This is a genomic window from Stutzerimonas urumqiensis (genome assembly GCF_003640395.1).
Taxonomy (GTDB): domain Bacteria; phylum Pseudomonadota; class Gammaproteobacteria; order Pseudomonadales; family Pseudomonadaceae; genus Stutzerimonas; species Stutzerimonas urumqiensis.
In genome coordinates this window covers 592,541-608,952 of sequence record NZ_RBZQ01000001.1, presented here as the reverse complement: position 1 = coordinate 608,952, position 16,412 = coordinate 592,541, and the positions used below count along the sequence as shown (strand labels likewise).

The following is a 16,412-nucleotide window of genomic DNA, read 5'->3' as shown; positions in this document are numbered from 1 at the left end:
ACGACAATCTGCTCGCCCGTCTCGGCCTGCTAGAATGGCCGCCTTTTCCAGCCGTGGAGCGCGCATGATCACCCTGTCCCCTACCCTCGAACTGGCCTGTGCGCTGATCGAGCGACCCTCCGTGACGCCGCTGGACGAAGGCTGCCAGGGGCTGATGATCGAGCGACTGTCCGCGTGCGGCTTCGACATCGAGCCGATGCGAATCGCCGAGGTGGACAACTTCTGGGCGATGCGTGGCTCGAGCGGCCCGGTACTCTGCTTCGCCGGCCATACCGACGTGGTGCCGACCGGCCCGCAGGATGCCTGGGCGCAGCCACCGTTCGCGGCCCGCATCGACGAGCACGGCATGCTGCTCGGGCGCGGCGCGGCCGACATGAAAGGCAGCCTGGCGGCGATGGTGATCGCGGTCGAGCGTTTCGTCACCGATCACCCGGACCATCGCGGGCAGATCGCCTTCCTGATCACGAGCGACGAAGAAGGCCCGGCCGAACATGGCACCAAGGCGGTGGTCGAGCGCTTGCGTGAACGCGGTCAACGTCTGGATTGGTGCATCGTCGGCGAGCCTTCCAGCACGGCTCGACTGGGCGACGTGGTCAAGAATGGCCGCCGCGGCTCGCTCGGCGCGACCCTGACGGTGATGGGGCAGCAGGGGCATGTGGCCTATCCACACCTGGCCCGCAATCCGATCCACCTTGCCGCCCCGGCGCTGGCCAGCCTGGCCGCCGAGCACTGGGACGATGGCAATGCCTTCTTCCCACCGACCAGCTTCCAGATTTCCAACCTCAATAGCGGCACGGGCGCCACCAACGTCATTCCGGGCACTCTCGTCGCGCAGTTCAACTTCCGCTTCTCCACCGAGTCGACCGTCGAATCGCTGCAGGAACGCACCGAGCGCATCCTCCAGGCACATGGGCTCGAGTATCGGATCGAGTGGGCGCTTTCGGGCCTCCCCTTCCTGACCGAACCGGGCGAGCTGCTCGATGCGGTGTCACGCAGCATCCACCAGGTGACAGGCCACGACACCACGCCCTCGACCAGCGGCGGCACCTCCGATGGCCGCTTCATCGCGACGCTCGGCACGCAGGTCGTGGAACTCGGGCCCGTCAACGCGACGATCCACCAGGTCGATGAGCGCGTGCTCGCCTCCGATCTCGATCTGCTGACCGAGGTCTACTACCAGACGCTCGTACGTCTGCTGGCATGCTGATCTGCCCGATCTGCCAGTTGCCGCTCGACGCGGCCGACCAGGGCCTCGCCTGTGCGAACCGGCACCGCTTCGACCGGGCCCGGCAGGGCTATTTCAACCTGCTGCCCGTGCAGCACAAGAAAAGTCGCGACCCCGGAGACAACCAGGCGATGGTCGAGGCACGCCGACGCTTCCTCGAAGCCGGGCATTACGCACCGCTTGCCGACCGCCTGGCTGAGCTGAGCAGCCTGCGCACACCCGGACGCTGGCTCGACGTCGGTTGCGGCGAGGGTTATTACACCGATCGGATCGCCACCGCCCGACCGGGCAGCGAAGGCTATGCCCTGGACATCTCCCGCGAGGCGATCAAGCGCGCCTGTCGCCGCACCGCTCATGTCACCTGGCTGGTGGCGAGCATGGCGCGCATTCCCCTCGCCGAGGCGAGCATGGCCCAGTTGATCAGCGTGTTCAGCCCATTCGACTGGTCCGAGGCGCTTCGTCTGCTGCCCTCCGGCGGCGGCGTTCTGCGGCTGGGCCCCACGCGCAACCATCTGCTCGAGCTTCGCCAGCGGCTGTACGATGAAGTCCGCGATTACGATGACACCAAGCACCTGACGCTCATTCCGAACGGCATGCGCCTGGGCCATAGCGAAACGCTGGAATTCGAACTGAATCTCGAAGACCCGCAAGACCGCGCCGACCTGCTGGCCATGACACCACATGGCTGGCGCGCCAACGCCGAACGACGCAAGGCCGTCATCGACAGCCCGCTGAAGGTTCGCGCCGCGGTACGCTTCGACTGGATCGAACGACATTAACCAAGGCTGCTCCAGGGGAGCCACCATGCGCCAACCTGATATCGAGATCTACCTGAAGGAAGCGGACCGGGACGCCGTCGGGCATTGGCTGGAGACTGTCTTCGGCGCGACGACGCCCTGGCGAACCCAGGGCAAGACATTCAAGTGCGAAGCCGGAGATATCGCCGTCAGCTGGTTCGAGAACGCGGTCGGAAAATGGCACTGCCTGCTGCTCGAGAGCGACGCGACACCCTGGGCCGACGATCTGCAATGCGCGCACGCAGCACACCGCGCGCTGGGCGTGCAGGTACGCTGCGCACCAGGTGGCTGGGACGAAACACAGGGCGAGGAAGATGCCGATCGCTGGATAAGCGTCGACGAGCATGGCGAGAAGGAAATTCTTTGGCGTACAGGCTGATTTGCTATGCCGAGGTGCCAAGCATTAAAAAGCCCGTCTTAGCAGGCAGTGTGAAACGCAGCATGATCGAGCGCAGTAGTTTTCACACAGCCTGTTCGACGGGCTTGTTAGTTTCAGGCGCCTGCTACATCTTCGGCTTGCAGGCCTTTCTGGCCCTGAATCACCGAAAACTCGACCTTCTGGCCTTCGACCAGTGAGCGATGACCCTCGCCGCGGATGGCACGATAGTGAACGAACACATCAGCACCACTATCGCGCTGAATGAACCCATAGCCTTTGGCATCGTTGAACCATTTGACGGTTCCGATCTCGCGATCAGCCATTACCACATCTCCAACTCGCTTTTTGTTAGCCCTCTGACGAGGATCGTCGACGGGCGCAGCAAAAACGTTCTTCTTGTTATTCGGCAAGCCGAGTGATCAGAAGTGACTTTGAAAAAAGCCGCGTTTCAGAGCGACCGCTCCCGGAGTATAAATGAACGCTTTTTCGTTTAAAGCACTTTTTTATTCGGGCTGGACGCCTAGTGCCGCAAGGCTTGCAGGCACTTTCACATCATTGCAGGTGGACCAATCGCACAGCGGGGCGAGGCAGGCAAGGCCGTGGTGGCGACAGACCTCTGCACGCTGTGCACGCGACGAAAAACCAGCCGGTGACTGCGTTCGGCACTTTTGCCGCACCCAGGTGTATCGGGCACACTAGCCGCCCCGCATGATCGCGCCTGCACGAAGTCTCATGAGCCGTTCACCCGTTCGCCGCCTGTTGTTCAGCATCCTTCGTCGCGTGCTGTATCTCTGGGTTCGCTCCGAATCGATCAACCAGTCGGCCTTCTCGGTAAATCTCGATCGCAGCCAGCCGGTCGTCTACGTCATGCAGAAGCCGTCGCTGAGCGAACTGGCCGTGCTCGATGCCGAGTGCAGCAAGGCCGGCTTGCCCCGCCCCGTCGTGCCCGTGCAGGTTGGCGATGACCTCGAACCGGCCGCCTTCTTCTTTCTCTCGCCAGCGGCCAGCTGGAATGCGCGACCGACCCGGCTGACGCCCGCCCCGGCGCTCGTCAGGTTGCTGCAGGCACTGGAGCGCGACCCGGCGCAGGATGTCCAGATCGTCCCGGTCAGTGTGTTCTGGGGCCAGTCGCCCGCCCGCGAGACCAGCCCGTGGAAGCTTCTGTTCGCCGATAGCTGGGCCGTGACCGGCCGGCTGCGTCGGGTGATCAGCATCCTCATTCTGGGCCGCAAGACGCGCGTACAGTTCTCCAGCCCGATCCATCTGCGCGAGCTGATGGCGATGGACAAGGGGCCGGCGCGTACGCTGCGCATGATCCACCGCATCCTGCGCGTGCACTTCCGCAACCAGAAGACCGCCGTCATCGGCCCGGACGTTTCGCATCGGCGAAACCTGGTCAAGGGCCTCGTCCATGCGGCGCCGGTTCGCAAAGCCATCCAGGACGCCGCCGAACGCGAGGGCATTTCGGTGCAGCGCGCCGAGGCGCAGGCCCTGCGCTATGGCAACGAGATCGCCTCGGACTACACCTATACCGCGGTCCGCTTTCTCGAAGTGGTGCTTTCCTGGTTCTGGAACAAGATCTACGACGGCATCCGCGTCAACCACCTGCCCCGTATCCAGGAAGCGGTGCACGGCCACGAGGTGATCTACGTGCCGTGCCACCGCAGCCATATCGATTACCTGCTGCTGTCCTACCTGCTGTTCCGCAGCGGCCTGACGCCGCCCCATATCGCCGCCGGCATCAACCTGAACATGCCGATCGTCGGCGGCCTGCTTCGTCGCGGCGGCGCCTTCTTCATGCGCCGTTCGTTCAAGGGCAATCCGCTCTATACGGCCGTCTTCAACGAGTACCTGCACACCCTGTTCAGCCGCCGCTTTCCGGTCGAGTACTTCGTCGAAGGCGGTCGTTCGCGCACCGGCCGCATGCTGCAACCCAAGACGGGCATGCTCGCGATCACGGTGCGCAGCTTTCTACGCTCCTCGCGCCAGCCGATCCTCTTCGTGCCGGTGTACATCGGCTACGAACGGGTGCTCGAAGGGCGCACCTACCTCGGGGAGCTGCGCGGCACGGCGAAGAAAAAGGAGTCGATCTTCGACATCTTCAAGGTGATCGGCGCACTCAAGCAGCGCTTCGGCCAGGTCTGGGTCAACTTCGGCGAGCCGCTGCCGTTGGCCAGCTTTCTCGACCAGGAGCAACCCGGCTGGCGTCAGCAGAGTCTCGGTCCTGACTACCGCCCCGCCTGGCTGACCGACACCACCAACCGGCTGGCTCAGCGCGTGGCGCAGCGTCTGAACGACGCTACCGCCGTCAACCCGGTGAACCTGGTGGCGCTCGCCCTGCTCTCGACCAGTCGCCTGGCGCTGGATGAACGGGCATTGGCGCGCATTCTCGACCTTTACCTCGCGCTGCTGCGCAGCGTGCCTTACTCGCCGCACACCACGCTGCCCGACGGCAACGGGGTCGAGCTCATCGCCTACGTCAAGGAGCTCGAACTGGTCGCCGAGCAGAAGGATGCCCTGGGCAACATCTGCTACCTCGACGAGCAGAACGCGGTGCTGATGACCTACTACCGCAACAACGTGCTGCATATCCTCGCGTTGCCCGGCCTCTTGGCGAGTTTCTTCCAGAGCAGCGCGCGGATGAGCCGCGAGCAGATCCTGCGCTACACCAGGGCGCTGTATCCGTACCTGCGTGCCGAGCTGTTCATTCGCTGGGACATCGACGAACTCGACGGCGTCGTCGATCGCTGGCTCGAGGCGTTCGTCGAGCACGGGCTGCTCAAGCGTGATGGCGAGGTCTACGTGCGGCCGGCGCCCAGTTCGCGGCAATTCGTGCTGCTGACACTGCTTTCGCGCGCCATCGTCCAGACGCTGCAGCGGTTCTACATGGCGATCGCCCTGTTGCTCAATGCCGGCCAGCACAGCCTGACCGCCGAGGCGCTCGAAGACTTGTGCACGGTCATGGCCCAGCGCCTGTCGATCCTGCACGGGTTGAACGCGCCGGAATTCTTCGACAAGAGCCTGTTCCGTCACTTCATCGCGACGCTGCTCGAACAGGGTGTACTTCGACGCGACGACACCGGCCGCCTGAGCCATCACCCGCTGTTGGGCGAGCTGGCTGAAGGCGCCGCCAAGCGGGTGCTGCCAGCCGAAATCCGCCTGTCGATCCGCCAGGTTGCGCTCGATCGGCACGCCGACACGGAGCCGGCGACCGAGCGCCCGGCTAGCGAGGAATAACCTCGCGTCGGAAAAAAGCGATCGCATGGCTCGAATCGAGAAAACTAATTAGCAGAAGTGTGACGAGTGCCGTATACAGCACGGCAATTGGCGTCCCGCCAATATTCCCATTCTCCCGCCACGTGGTTCCTCACCGGGTTTCCGGCAGAGCGTAGTGCGCGGGTTTTAGAGGATCGTCGCCTTGGCTCGCTACGTGCTTCCGCTCGCTACCGCCCTGCTCTCCTACACCGGCATGGCTTCCGCCCTCGGCCTTGGCGAGATGACGCTGGCCTCCGCTCTGAATCAGCCGCTGGACGCGCGCATCGAACTGCATGACGCCAGCGGCCTGTCGGTGGAGGACATCAAGGTATCCCTGGCGACGAACGCCGCGTTCCAGAGCGCGGGCATCGAGCGCTTCGCCCATCTTTCCGATCTCCGCTTCCTGCCGGAGATGCGCGACGGCCAGCTCAGCGTGCGAGTGACGTCCAGCGCGCCCATTCGCGAGCCCTACCTCGACTTCATCGTCGACCTCGCGCGCCCCAACGGCGTGCTGCGACGCGAGTACACCCTGTTGCTCGATCCGCTGCCGAGCCAGCCGATCGTTCCGGCAGTTGCAGCGCTTCCCGCAGTCGAAGCGATGACGACCGTTGCCACGGACGTGCCCGAACCGGTGGCTGCCCCGGCCGCTCTCGCGGGGCAGCGCTACCGTGTTCGCGCGGGTGACAGCCTGTGGCTGATCGCGAGCCGCCTCGCCGACGGCGACCAGAGCGGCCGCACGCTCATGCGCGACATCATGGCCCTGAACCCCGAGGCATTCGCCGGCGGCGACGCATCCCGCCTGCAACTCGGTGCCGAGCTGCTGTTGCCCGACGCGATCGATGCCAGCCGCCTTGCCAATCCGGCTGCGGTCGACGCGCAAGAGACCGTCACGGCTGACGCCTCGACCCGCCTGCCGGCAATCGACACACCTGCGACCGACATGGAGGCGATTGCCGACGCGACCACCGCCTCCCCGGCGGCGCCCGAGCCCACCGTCGACCCGCTGGTGGACGAGATCGCCGCCCTTGAAGCGCGGGTGACCGACATGCAGCTGGCCCTGGAACGCCGCAGCGGCGAGCTGGCCGAGCTCGAAGCGCAGCTGTCCAGCCGAGCCGTCGAAACGGCGCCGGCAGCGCAGCCGGCGGTAGCCAAGGTCGCGCCGCCCGCACCGTCAGGCGTCGTCGCCGCTAGCGACCAGACCAGCCATCTCTGGCTGATCGGCGCGGCCCTAGCATTCATCACCGCAGGCGCTGCGCTGTGGACCAGCTATCGCCCGCGGCGTCAGCGCGACCCGATCGACGACCTGATCGTGCCGTCCGCACACCCGCACGAGGCCGCCGTCCGCGACTCGCGGATGGCGCCGCTCACGCCGTCACGCATCGCCAATAGCCGCAGCCGCGCGCGGCGCCAGAGCGCGCCCCTGGCGCTAAACGCGCTGGAAGCGGCGAGCATGCTGATCAGCGCCGCCCGCTATGCCGAAGCCAAGCGCATTCTCGAATCGGCGCTGGTGGCCGAGCCCGAGCGCATGACGCTACGCCTGCTGTTGCTGGAAATGCTGGGCCAGCTCGGTGATACCGAGGCCTTTGCGCTGGAACTGGTGCGGCTGATCGACCAGGGCGCCAGCATCCGCCAACTCGATGAGATTCGCTCGCGTCATGCCAGCCGTATCGGTGGCCTGGCTGCCGAGCAGGACCTCGAGCGGGCCGTGCGGATGAGCAAGTCCGCCGCCGATGCCGCCTTCACGAGCAACCTGCATGAGCTGCCGGAAGTCGTCGAAATGCACGACGATCACTCGGCGCTCGCGGCGTTTGGCCCGAATGCCGATGCCAAGGGCCGCACCAGCGCCGCCTGATCCGTGTCACGCCGCGTCGCTCGATGCGGCTCAGGCCTTGCGGACGAACTGCGACTTCAGCTTCATCGCGCCGATGCCATCGATCTTGCAGTCGATGTCATGGTCCCCTTCGACCAGACGGATGTTCCGGACCTTGGTGCCGACCTTGACCACCAGGGACGAACCCTTGACCTTGAGGTCCTTGATCACCGTGACGGTGTCACCGTCGGCCAGCAGGTTGCCGACCGCATCACGTACGCCCGCCTCGCCTGCGGCGCTTGGCGCAGCCTCATCACCCACCCGCCATTCGTGACCGCACGCCGGACAGGCCAGCACGCCGGCCGCTTCGTAGGTGTAGGACGAACCGCATTCGGGGCAGTCAGGCAAGGCGGACATGGGGAACTCCGGGCATGAAAACGGGCCCGGAGTGTAACGGGGCCCGTTCGTTTGTCCATCACGGCTGATCGACGCGCTCTTCGACCCGGACGCGGAACCAGGCGGCATACAGTGCGGGGAGGAACAACAACGTCAGCGCGGTCGCCACGATCAGCCCGCCCATGATCGAAACCGCCATCGGACCGAAGAAGATGCTGCGCGACAGCGGAATCATCGCCAGTACCGAGGCCAGTGCCGTGAGCACGATCGGGCGGAAACGCCGCACGGTCGCATCGACGATGGCATTGAAACGATCGTGCCCCGCGCCGATGTCCTGCTCGATCTGATCCACCAGGATCACCGAGTTGCGCATGATCATGCCCGACAGCGCGATGGTGCCCAGCATGGCGACGAAGCCGAACGGCTGGCGCAGGATCAGCAGGAACAGCGTCACGCCGATCAGCCCCAGCGGCGCGGTGATGAACACCATCAGCGTCCTCGAGAAGCTGCGCAGCTGGATCATCAGCAGCGTCAGCACCACGACCACGAACAGCGGAATGCCGGCATTGACCGAGGCCTGGCCGCGCGCCGAATCCTCGACGGTGCCTCCGGCTTCCAGCAGGTAGCCGCTGGGCAATTGCGCGCGGATCGGCTCGAGCGTCGGCTGGATCTGCGCCACCAGGGACGCCGGCAGCTGCTCGCCATAGATGTCGGCGCGCACCGTGACGGTCGGCAACCGGTTGCGGTGCCAAATGACGCCTTCCTCGAAACCGTACTCGAGCGTCGCGATCTGCGACAACGGCACGCTGCGACCACCCTCCGCCGGGACCGCCAGGTTGGGTAGCGCCGCGAGGTCGAGTCGCTCCGATTCCGGGCCGCGTAGCAGCACCTCGATCAGTTCGTCATCCTCGCGGTACTGGCTCACCGTGACACCGGTGAAGCTGCGCTGCAGGAAGCTCGACAGCTCGGCGCTGCTGATGCCCAGCGCCCGCGCCCGATCCTGGTCGACATCCAGCCAGACGACCTTGCTCGGCTCCTGCCAGTCCAGGTGGACGTTGGCGACGTAGGGGTTCTCGCGCACCTTGTCGGCGACCTGGCGCGCCAGCCCGCGCACCACGTCGATGTGCTCGCCGGTCACTCGGAACTGGATCGGATAGCCGACGGGAGGACCGTTCTCCAGGCGCGTCACCCGGCCCCGCACTTCGGGGAATTCGTCGCGTAGCGTCTCGATCAGCCAGCTTCGCAGCGCTTCGCGATCCTCGATGCTCTCGGCGAGCACCACGAACTGCGCGAAGCTGGTCGCCGGCAATTGCTGGTCGAGCGGCAGGTAGAAGCGTGGCGAGCCCGAGCCGATGTAGGCCACGTAGTTATCGATGCCCTCGCGCCCCTTGAGCAACGCTTCAAGGCGCAGCGTCGTGTCTTCGGTCGCCTTCAGCGAGGCGCCCTCGGCAAGCTTCAGGTCGACCATCAGCTCCAGCCGTCCCGAGGCGGGAAAGAACTGCTGCGGCACGAAGCGGAACAACAGGATCGAGCCGACGAAGGCGGCGATCGTCAGCAGGATGACGGTCTTGCGTCGCGTCACGCACCAGCTGATCAGGCTCCGCACCCGACGGTAAAAGGCCGTGTCATAGGGATCGTGCGTTTCCTTGCCGCGCGCGGCATGCCGTTTGGCCAGGTCGGGCAACAGCCGCTCACCGAGAAGCGGCACGAAGACCACCGCAGCGATCCACGAGGCCAGCAGCGCGAGGGTGACCACCTGGAAGATCGACCGCGTGTACTCGCCGGTGCTCGACTGCGCCGTGGCGATCGGCAGAAAGCCGGCCGCGGTGATGAGCGTTCCGGTCAGCATCGGGAACGCCGTGCTGGTCCAGGCGTAGCTCGCCGCCTTCAACCGATCGAAGCCCTGTTCCATTTTGATCGCCATCATCTCCACCGCGATGATCGCGTCGTCGACAAGCAGTCCCAGCGCCAGCACGAGGGCGCCGAGCGAAATCTTGTGCAGGCCGATATCGAGGTAGTTCATGGCCGTGAAGGTCATGGCCAGCACCAGCGGTATCGACAGCGCCACCACCAGCCCGGTCCGCACGCCCAGCGAGAAGAAACTGACCAGCAGCACGATGATCAGCGCCTCGACCAGGACTCGCACGAACTCGCCGACGCTGGTTTTCACCGCGGCCGGCTGGTCGGACACCTTGGCCAGCGACATGCCGGCCGGCAATTCCGCCTGCAAGCGGGCGAACTCGGCTTCCAGCGCCGAGCCGAGCGCGAGGATGTCGCCGCCTTCCTTCATCGACACCGCGATGCCGATCGCCGGCTCGCCCATGAAGCGCATCCTCGGCGCCGGCGGGTCGGCGAAGCCGCGGTAGACACGCGCCACATCGCCAAGACGGAAGGTCGCCTCGCCCGCCCGGATCGGGAAGTCGCGGATTTCATCGACCGACTCGAACTCGCCGGTGACCCGTAGCTGCACACGGTCGGTCGGCGTTTCCACGAACCCGGACGGTGCCAGCGCGTTCTGCGCCACCAGGGCCTGGCGCACCGCCTCGAGCGGAATGCCGAGCGTCGCGAGCTTCACATTGGAGAGTTCGATCCAGATCTTTTCGTCCTGCAGGCCGACCAGTTCGACCTTGCCGACGTTATCGACCCGTTGCAGCTGGAGCTGGATGCGGTCGGCATAATCCTTGAGCACCGCGTAATCGAAGCCATCGCCCGTCAACGCGTAGATATTGCCGAACGTCGTCCCGAACTCGTCATTGAAGAACGGTCCCCGCACTTCCGCCGGCAACGTATGGCGGATGTCGCCGACCTTCTTGCGAATCTGGTACCACAGCTCGGGAATCTCCTCCGAGTGCATCGCGTCGTCCGCCATGAAGGTGACGGTCGACTCGCCCGGCCGCGAAAACGACACGATGCGCTCGTACTGCCCGGTTTCCATCAGCGTCTGTTCGATGCGCTCGGTGACCTGGCGCGACACCTCTTCCGCCGAGGCGCCCGGCCACTGGGTCGTGATGACCATCGCCTTGAAGGTGAATGGCGGATCTTCGCTCTGGCCGAGCTGGGTGTAGGAGCGCGCGCCGACCAGCGCCAGCAGGAGCATGGCGTACAGCACGATCTGTCGATTGCGCAGCGCCCAGGCGGAAAGGTTGAAGTTCATGGGCGATCGCCCTCGGCCGCGGTCAGTACGGGCCGGTTGTCCCGGTCGACCGCCCGGACCTGCTGCCCTTCGTGGAGCGTGTGCACACCGGCCAGCACCACCCAGTCATCGGCGGCGAGCCCCTCGAACACCGGCACGCGCTTGGCGCCATAGGCCCCGACTCGCACGCTGGCACGCTCGAGCACGCCCTCTGGCGAGACGCGCCAGACGAATGCCCGCTCGGCCTCCGCGGTCAACGCCGACAGCGGGACGGAAAGCGTGGCAGTGCGCTCGTCGCGCGGCGCCAAGACCTGCGCACTCTGCCCGAGCTCTGCGCCAACGGAGGTGTCATCGAACGCCACCCGCGCCGCGTAGGTTCGCGTGACCGGATCGGCCGCCGGCGATATCTCCCGGACATGCCCCTTGAAGCGCTCGCCGGGCCGCGACCAGAGCGTGAGCTCGACCGGCTGGCCGATGCGGTAGTCGCCCAGGTGCTGCTCCGGCAGATCGATGGCTACCTCACGCTCCCCGTCGACCGCCAGGACCATCACGGTTTGCCCCGCGCCCACCACCTGGCCCGCCTCGACCGAGCGCTCGACGATGACGCCATCGCTCGGCGCGCGCAGTTCGGTGTACTCCACCTGGTTGCGCGCGGTGTTCAGGTCGGCCTGTGCCTGCTCGACGCGGGCGCTGGCCGAACGGAACTGGTTGTCGGCATTGTCGAACTGCGAGCGGCTTACCAGCTGGCGATCGAGGAGCGTGCGGTAGCGCTCCCGCTCCGCCTTGGCAACACGCAGGTTGGCCTGTGCGGCGGCCAGCTGGGCACGGGCCGATTCGAGCTGGAAGCGAACGTCGGCGGCGTCCAGGCGCGCCAGCACCTGCCCTTCGCTCACGTGCTCGCCGGCCTCGACCAGCCGCTCGACGACCTTGCCGCCGATGCGAAACGCCAGCGCCGGCTCATGCCGCGCGCGGACCTCGCCGGGAAAGGTCGCCCAGGCTTCACCCGCAGGCTGTGGATGTCCAACCATCACGGGACGAGGCGGCGGCTCGGCAACCTCCGAAGGCTCGCAACCGGCCAGCAGTAACGCTCCTCCAATCACACCGACAACGGGTAACAGGCGACGAACCATGACGGCCTTCCTCATGCGCAAAGATGGTTTGGAATATTTATACCGGCCGGTATAGTAAAAAGCCGTCTTCCAGCAGTCCAGTACCGTCATCGATATGTCAGAAACCGCTCAGCCCGCAGGCCCCGGCCGCCCAAAGGATCCCGCCAAGCGGGAAGCCATCCTCGCCGCCGCCAAGACATTGTTTCTCGGCAATGGCTATGAGGGCAGCAGCATGGAGGCGATCGCGGCCGAAGCCGGGGTTTCCAAGCTCACGCTGTACAGCCATTTCAAGGACAAGGAAGCGCTGTTCTGCGCAGCGGTCCAGGCGACCTGCGAGCAGCGATTGCCGTCGAGCCTGTTTCATCCGGCCCCTGAGCTGCCGATCGAACAGGCGCTCGGCGCATTGGCCACGGCCTTCTGGTCGCTGGTCAGCAGCCCGGAATCGATCGGCCTGCATCGCCTGATGATCACGGTCGCGCCGCAGAATCCGGACATGTCCAGGCTGTTCTACGAAGCGGGCCCGCAGCGCGTACTGCAAGACACGCGGCAGTTCCTGCAGGTCGCGACCTCAAGGGGTCAGTTGCAGGTGACCGATGCGCTGAAGGCCGCCGAGCACTTCTGCTCGCTGGTCAAGGGGCTCAACCACTTCCACCAGCTGATCGGCCACTCCGGCCCGCTGGACGAAGCGCAGCTGCGCGAGCACATCGCCGACGTGGTGGCGCTGTTCATTCGCGCCTATCGGCCCTGAGGCATCAGTTTGCGCTTGGGATAGATGTCGTAGCGGCTCGATTTGCCCTCCAGGCTGTAGCCTGGCGTCGGGCCGTCGATCACCGGCGCCTTTCGCGGCCGCTTGACCACCACCCGATGCGTCGCCAACGCGAGCGCTGCCGCCAGTAGCTCCGGCGCGTCATCGTCATCCCCCACGAACGGCCGGAACAGCCGCATTTCCTTCTTCACCAGCGCGCTCTTGTCGCGGTGCGGAAACATCGGATCGAGGTAGACGATTTCCGGCGGTGCCGACGTCCAGTTGCGCATGGTGTCGATGGCATCGCCGAGATGAAGCGTCATCAGGGCCGTGATCGGGGCCACAGCCGGTTCCAGCGACGCGCGCCGAAGGCCGTCCTCGAGCAGCGCGCCAACGATCGGATTACGCTCGATCAGGGTGACGGAGCAACCCAGCGTCGCCAGCACGAACGCATCGCGACCGAGCCCGGCCGTCGCATCCATCACAATCGGCCGGATGCCTGGCTGCACACCCACGGCCTTGGCGATCATCTGCCCCGCACCACCGCCGAACTGTCGACGATGCGCCACGGCGCCACCGATGAAATCGGCCTGGATCGGGCCTGGGGCCTCTTCACCAAGATCCAGCAATCGAAGCCCCTGCGGACCGACCTGCAAGGCGAACGCTGGCTTTTCACCCACGCGCGGCAAACCCAGCCGGGTCGACCAGGCCTGGGCCTCGGTTTCGAATTCGGGGGCAAGGGACTCGACGATGGTAAGCATGCGACCGGCCAAGCGGAAAACGGGCGGGCATTGTGCCAGAGCGGCCCGCTACCGGCAGGTCTGGAAACCTCCCATGTCGACATGGAAGTGATCATGGTGCGCCGCGTTGTACTCGGGGCCGAGGGTCACGTTGAAGGCCTTGCACGCCGCCTGGTGGACCAGCCGCAGAAAGCGGGCCTTGTCACCCTCACCTTCCCAGTCCCGTGCCACCGTGATGCGCGTGCCGTCCGCCAGCCGAAAGCCGGCCAGGTCCAGCGCATTGGCGCTGGCGTGCTGGCTGCGGCGGTTGCTGCGAGCGATGTTGCGGCACGCGAAGCTGCCGAAATGATCGACCCGTGTCACCGGCTGGCCGAAGACCTCCTGCGCAGCCGGTTGCAGACCATGCCGCTCGAACAGCGCATAGGCCGCGACCACGGGACAGGTCGCCAGGAATGGGCTGCTGAAATCGACCTCCGCATTTGCGACGCGAACCGTATTGCGCAGCGGACAACTCGGCTCCGGCGTGCTGTCCGGCATGAGGCGGTAGTTGAGTTCGGAGGTTTCCAGCGCCTGTTCGCACAGCGCGCGGTCATCCTGCAACGCGCGCAGCTTGAAGGGCGTGAGCAGGTTCGGCGGCTGACGCACATCGAGCGGCGCCCAGGGGTTCCAGCGATCGGGTATGTCGACGATGCCACGCCAGACGGCGTAGGCGAACCCGCCAGCGAGCAGTAGGCAGAGAAGGAGGAATCGACCGAACGTCATGCCAGTGAGGCAACGGAAACACGACGAGGTTGCCTGGCTGCAGGCCAGCGAATGTTACCGGGCATGACCTGTGCGCGGATGCGACGCCTTGCGCGCCGGCATCAGGCGTAGAGATCGAGCCCCAGCACCTCGGTGGAATCGAAGCTGGCCACGAGGCTGGCGGTGGTCGTGTAGCTGGCGAGCGCCTGGGCGGCACGGCTGGTCAGGGGACGGTCGGTCGCGGTCTGCTGCACGTAACGGGCCGGGAAGAACTCGCCACCTGCCTCGCTGGCGGCGGCGGTGGGTTCGATCTGCCGCGCCTGCGGCTCACGCTCGAGACCCTGGCTGGTCGAGGGCGTCGCCGTATCCGGCTGGCGCTGCGACTCGACGATGCGCTGGCTTTCGCGATACGGCGTAACGGCGCTGCCGGGGCGAACCGGACGCTCGAGGGGATAGCTGTTGGAAAGGCTGTCGATGCGCATCATGCAACCCACTGGTCAACCGGCGACACAATAGTGTGACGCCAATGCCTTGGCAACGTTCGGCGCGGGACATCGGCCGAACGGCTCAGACGGCCCGCTTGGGCGTTGCCACGTTGTCGCGCAGGTAGATCGGCTGGGCCTCATCCGCCGGGACCGCCTCGCCGCGCGCCCAGGCGTGCCGGCCGAGTTCGAGGATGTCGAGCGCATGGGGCAGCAGGCTGGCATCGGTGCCCCGGACCGCGACCGGAATCCGCTCGGCATAGCCCCAGCCGGTACCGGCGCCGAACCAGTCGCCCGCCACGTCCGGCGGCAGCGCGGCGTACTCCGGCGGCAGCACCGCCTCGGTGCCGTGCAGGCGCATTTCATCGCCATCACGAACGAAGCACCCCCAGTAGACCTCATCCATCCGCGCGTCGATGGCCGCGGCAACCTGCTCGGCGCCCCGCTCCCGCCAGGCCCGCTGAGCGAGGGCCGCCAGGTTGGAAATCGGCAGCACCGGGCGCTCCAGCGCGAAGGCCAGCCCTTGCACCACGCCGACGGCGATGCGCACACCGGTGAACGCCCCCGGCCCGCGACCGAACGCGATGCCATCCAGGGCGGCAGTCGTCACGCCCGCCTCGCTCAGGAGGGCCTGAACCATCGGCAGCAGGCGCTTGGCATGCAGGCGTGGAATGACCTCATAGTGGCTGGTGACCTGGCCGTCATGCAGCAGCGCGACGGAGCAGGCTTCGGTGGCGGTATCCAGGGCCAGAAGCGTGGGCATGATGGAGTCCGATCGATGAGGGGCGGCGATTGTAGCCCAGCCGGCAGGCCCGCGGACCTTGAGGGGCAACCCGTCGCCTGCAGAAAGCAGAACGGCCCGCAAGCGGGCCGTCAGGCATGCAGCGTGGCCAATCGGCTCAGCTGAGTGCGGCGAGTACCTTGGCGGTGATCTGGTCGACCGAGCCAACCCCTTCGACGCAGCTGTACTTCGGCGTGCCTTCGCTGGCGGCGAGGTTCTGGTAGAAGGCCACCAGCGGCTTGGTCTGCGAGTGGTAGATGGACAGGCGATGGCGAATGGTCGCTTCCTTGTCGTCTTCACGCTGGACCAGGTCTTCGCCGGTGGCGTCGTCCTTGCCAGGAACCTTCGGCGGGTTGTGCTCGGTGTGGTAGACGCGCCCGGATGCCGGGTGCACGCGACGGCCGGACAACCGGCTGACGATTTCCTCGTCGTCGACCGCGATCTCGAGCACGTGATCCAGCTTGACCCCGGCCTGCTTGAGCGCCTCGGCCTGAGGAATGGTGCGCGGAAACCCATCGAACAGGAAGCCGTTGGCGCAGTCGGCCTGCGTCAGGCGTTCCTGGATCAGGGCAATGATGATGTCGTCGGAAACCAGCCCGCCGCTCTCCATCACGCTCTTGACCTGCAGGCCCAGCGGACTGCCAGCCTTGACCGCCGCACGCAACATGTCGCCGGTGGAAATCTGCGGAATCCCGAATTTCTCGGTAATGAAGCGGGCTTGGGTACCTTTCCCGGCACCGGGCGCTCCCAGCAGAATCACACGCATCGATACGCTCCTTCAGTTTGGAAAGAAATCCTGCCGAATGGCCAAAACTTTGC

The 16,412-nt window shown here is 65.9% G+C and carries 15 protein-coding genes; 6 read left to right on the top strand and 9 right to left on the bottom strand.

The annotated features are described in order from the left end of the window. Positions 1-64: 64 nt before the first annotated feature. The 3 genes from dapE to D7325_RS03075 are packed head-to-tail and all read left to right on the top strand — an operon-like array spanning position 65 to position 2,401. Positions 65-1,207: a succinyl-diaminopimelate desuccinylase gene (gene dapE / locus D7325_RS03085; protein WP_120993948.1), complete on the top strand. Its 1,143-nt coding sequence runs from the start codon at positions 65-67 to the stop codon at positions 1,205-1,207. Then, complete coding sequence (locus tag D7325_RS03080; RefSeq protein WP_120993946.1) at positions 1,201-2,004, top strand: putative RNA methyltransferase; 804 nt, start codon at positions 1,201-1,203, stop codon at positions 2,002-2,004. Before dapE ends, D7325_RS03080 begins: the two co-directional genes overlap by 7 nt. 25 nt (positions 2,005-2,029) lie before the next feature. Continuing rightward, on the top strand, positions 2,030-2,401 hold the full coding sequence (locus tag D7325_RS03075) for a hypothetical protein (RefSeq protein WP_120993944.1): 372 nt from the start codon (positions 2,030-2,032) through the stop codon (positions 2,399-2,401). Between the two features lie 113 nt (positions 2,402-2,514). On the opposite strand, the gene D7325_RS03070 is transcribed toward D7325_RS03075, so the two are convergent. Beyond that, on the bottom strand, positions 2,515-2,724 hold the full coding sequence (locus D7325_RS03070) for a cold-shock protein (RefSeq protein ID WP_120993942.1): 210 nt from the start codon (positions 2,722-2,724) through the stop codon (positions 2,515-2,517). 409 nt (positions 2,725-3,133) lie between these two features. Here D7325_RS03070 and plsB point away from each other — a divergent pair, with 409 nt between their 5' ends. Both plsB and D7325_RS03060 read left to right on the top strand, forming a co-directional pair. Further along, entirely contained in the window at positions 3,134-5,638 is a 2,505-nt protein-coding gene (plsB, locus tag D7325_RS03065; protein WP_120993940.1) for a glycerol-3-phosphate 1-O-acyltransferase PlsB, read from the top strand. Between the two features lie 181 nt (positions 5,639-5,819). After that, positions 5,820-7,508 carry a type IV pilus assembly protein FimV gene (locus D7325_RS03060; protein WP_120993938.1) on the top strand — a complete coding sequence of 563 codons (1,689 nt, stop codon included), beginning with the start codon at positions 5,820-5,822 and terminating at the stop codon, positions 7,506-7,508. Between the two features lie 30 nt (positions 7,509-7,538). Here the strand turns inward: D7325_RS03060 and D7325_RS03055 are convergent, their stop codons facing one another. From D7325_RS03055 to D7325_RS03045, 3 genes are read right to left on the bottom strand one after another with little or no spacing between them, the layout of a single operon-like run. Beyond that, positions 7,539-7,883, bottom strand: coding sequence for a zinc ribbon domain-containing protein YjdM (locus tag D7325_RS03055; RefSeq protein WP_120993936.1), 345 nt, complete (start codon positions 7,881-7,883; stop codon positions 7,539-7,541). Positions 7,884-7,941: 58 nt separating this feature from the next. Further along, complete coding sequence (locus D7325_RS03050) at positions 7,942-11,016, bottom strand: efflux RND transporter permease subunit (RefSeq protein WP_120993934.1); 3,075 nt, start codon at positions 11,014-11,016, stop codon at positions 7,942-7,944. Then, positions 11,013-12,125: an efflux RND transporter periplasmic adaptor subunit gene (locus tag D7325_RS03045; protein ID WP_120993932.1), complete on the bottom strand. Its 1,113-nt coding sequence runs from the start codon at positions 12,123-12,125 to the stop codon at positions 11,013-11,015. The genes D7325_RS03050 and D7325_RS03045 overlap by 4 nt, the downstream gene beginning before the upstream one ends. A 94-nt stretch (positions 12,126-12,219) precedes the next feature. On the opposite strand from D7325_RS03045, the gene D7325_RS03040 reads away from it, so the two are divergent. Further along, complete coding sequence (locus D7325_RS03040; protein WP_120993930.1) at positions 12,220-12,852, top strand: TetR/AcrR family transcriptional regulator; 633 nt, start codon at positions 12,220-12,222, stop codon at positions 12,850-12,852. Here D7325_RS03040 and D7325_RS03035 read toward each other — a convergent pair. From D7325_RS03035 to adk, 5 genes are all read right to left on the bottom strand, one after another. Next, positions 12,840-13,610 (bottom strand): class I SAM-dependent methyltransferase, encoded by a 771-nt coding sequence (locus tag D7325_RS03035; RefSeq protein WP_120993928.1) that lies wholly within the window; start codon positions 13,608-13,610, stop codon positions 12,840-12,842. The genes D7325_RS03040 and D7325_RS03035 overlap by 13 nt on opposite strands. Positions 13,611-13,658: 48 nt before the next feature. Further along, positions 13,659-14,351, bottom strand: coding sequence for an extensin-like domain-containing protein (locus D7325_RS03030; RefSeq protein WP_120993926.1), 693 nt, complete (start codon positions 14,349-14,351; stop codon positions 13,659-13,661). Positions 14,352-14,452: 101 nt separating this feature from the next. Further along, positions 14,453-14,812, bottom strand: coding sequence for a hypothetical protein (locus tag D7325_RS03025; protein WP_120994131.1), 360 nt, complete (start codon positions 14,810-14,812; stop codon positions 14,453-14,455). An 85-nt stretch (positions 14,813-14,897) separates the two neighbouring features. Further along, positions 14,898-15,575, bottom strand: coding sequence for a tRNA (adenosine(37)-N6)-threonylcarbamoyltransferase complex dimerization subunit type 1 TsaB (gene tsaB / locus D7325_RS03020; protein WP_120993924.1), 678 nt, complete (start codon positions 15,573-15,575; stop codon positions 14,898-14,900). Positions 15,576-15,711: 136 nt separating this feature from the next. Next, positions 15,712-16,359, bottom strand: a complete 648-nt coding sequence (adk, locus tag D7325_RS03015; RefSeq protein WP_120993922.1) for an adenylate kinase — start codon at positions 16,357-16,359, stop codon at positions 15,712-15,714. Between the last annotated feature and the right edge of the window lie 53 nt (positions 16,360-16,412).

Excerpts from the sequence above, each read along its gene's own strand:
- dapE (WP_120993948.1), top strand. The coding sequence starts at position 65 with ATGATCACCCTGTCCCCTACCCTCGAACTGGCCTGTGCGCTGATCGAG.
- D7325_RS03080 (WP_120993946.1), top strand. The coding sequence starts at position 1,201 with ATGCTGATCTGCCCGATCTGCCAGTTGCCGCTCGACGCGGCCGACCAG.
- D7325_RS03075 (WP_120993944.1), top strand. The coding sequence starts at position 2,030 with ATGCGCCAACCTGATATCGAGATCTACCTGAAGGAAGCGGACCGGGAC.
- D7325_RS03070 (WP_120993942.1), bottom strand. The coding sequence starts at position 2,724 with ATGGCTGATCGCGAGATCGGAACCGTCAAATGGTTCAACGATGCCAAA.
- plsB (WP_120993940.1), top strand. The coding sequence starts at position 3,134 with ATGAGCCGTTCACCCGTTCGCCGCCTGTTGTTCAGCATCCTTCGTCGC.
- D7325_RS03055 (WP_120993936.1), bottom strand. The coding sequence starts at position 7,883 with ATGTCCGCCTTGCCTGACTGCCCCGAATGCGGTTCGTCCTACACCTAC.
- D7325_RS03050 (WP_120993934.1), bottom strand. The coding sequence starts at position 11,016 with ATGAACTTCAACCTTTCCGCCTGGGCGCTGCGCAATCGACAGATCGTG.
- D7325_RS03045 (WP_120993932.1), bottom strand. The coding sequence starts at position 12,125 with ATGGTTCGTCGCCTGTTACCCGTTGTCGGTGTGATTGGAGGAGCGTTA.
- D7325_RS03040 (WP_120993930.1), top strand. The coding sequence starts at position 12,220 with ATGTCAGAAACCGCTCAGCCCGCAGGCCCCGGCCGCCCAAAGGATCCC.
- D7325_RS03035 (WP_120993928.1), bottom strand. The coding sequence starts at position 13,610 with ATGCTTACCATCGTCGAGTCCCTTGCCCCCGAATTCGAAACCGAGGCC.
- D7325_RS03030 (WP_120993926.1), bottom strand. The coding sequence starts at position 14,351 with ATGACGTTCGGTCGATTCCTCCTTCTCTGCCTACTGCTCGCTGGCGGG.
- D7325_RS03025 (WP_120994131.1), bottom strand. The coding sequence starts at position 14,812 with ATGCGCATCGACAGCCTTTCCAACAGCTATCCCCTCGAGCGTCCGGTT.
- tsaB (WP_120993924.1), bottom strand. The coding sequence starts at position 15,575 with ATGCCCACGCTTCTGGCCCTGGATACCGCCACCGAAGCCTGCTCCGTC.
- adk (WP_120993922.1), bottom strand. The coding sequence starts at position 16,359 with ATGCGTGTGATTCTGCTGGGAGCGCCCGGTGCCGGGAAAGGTACCCAA.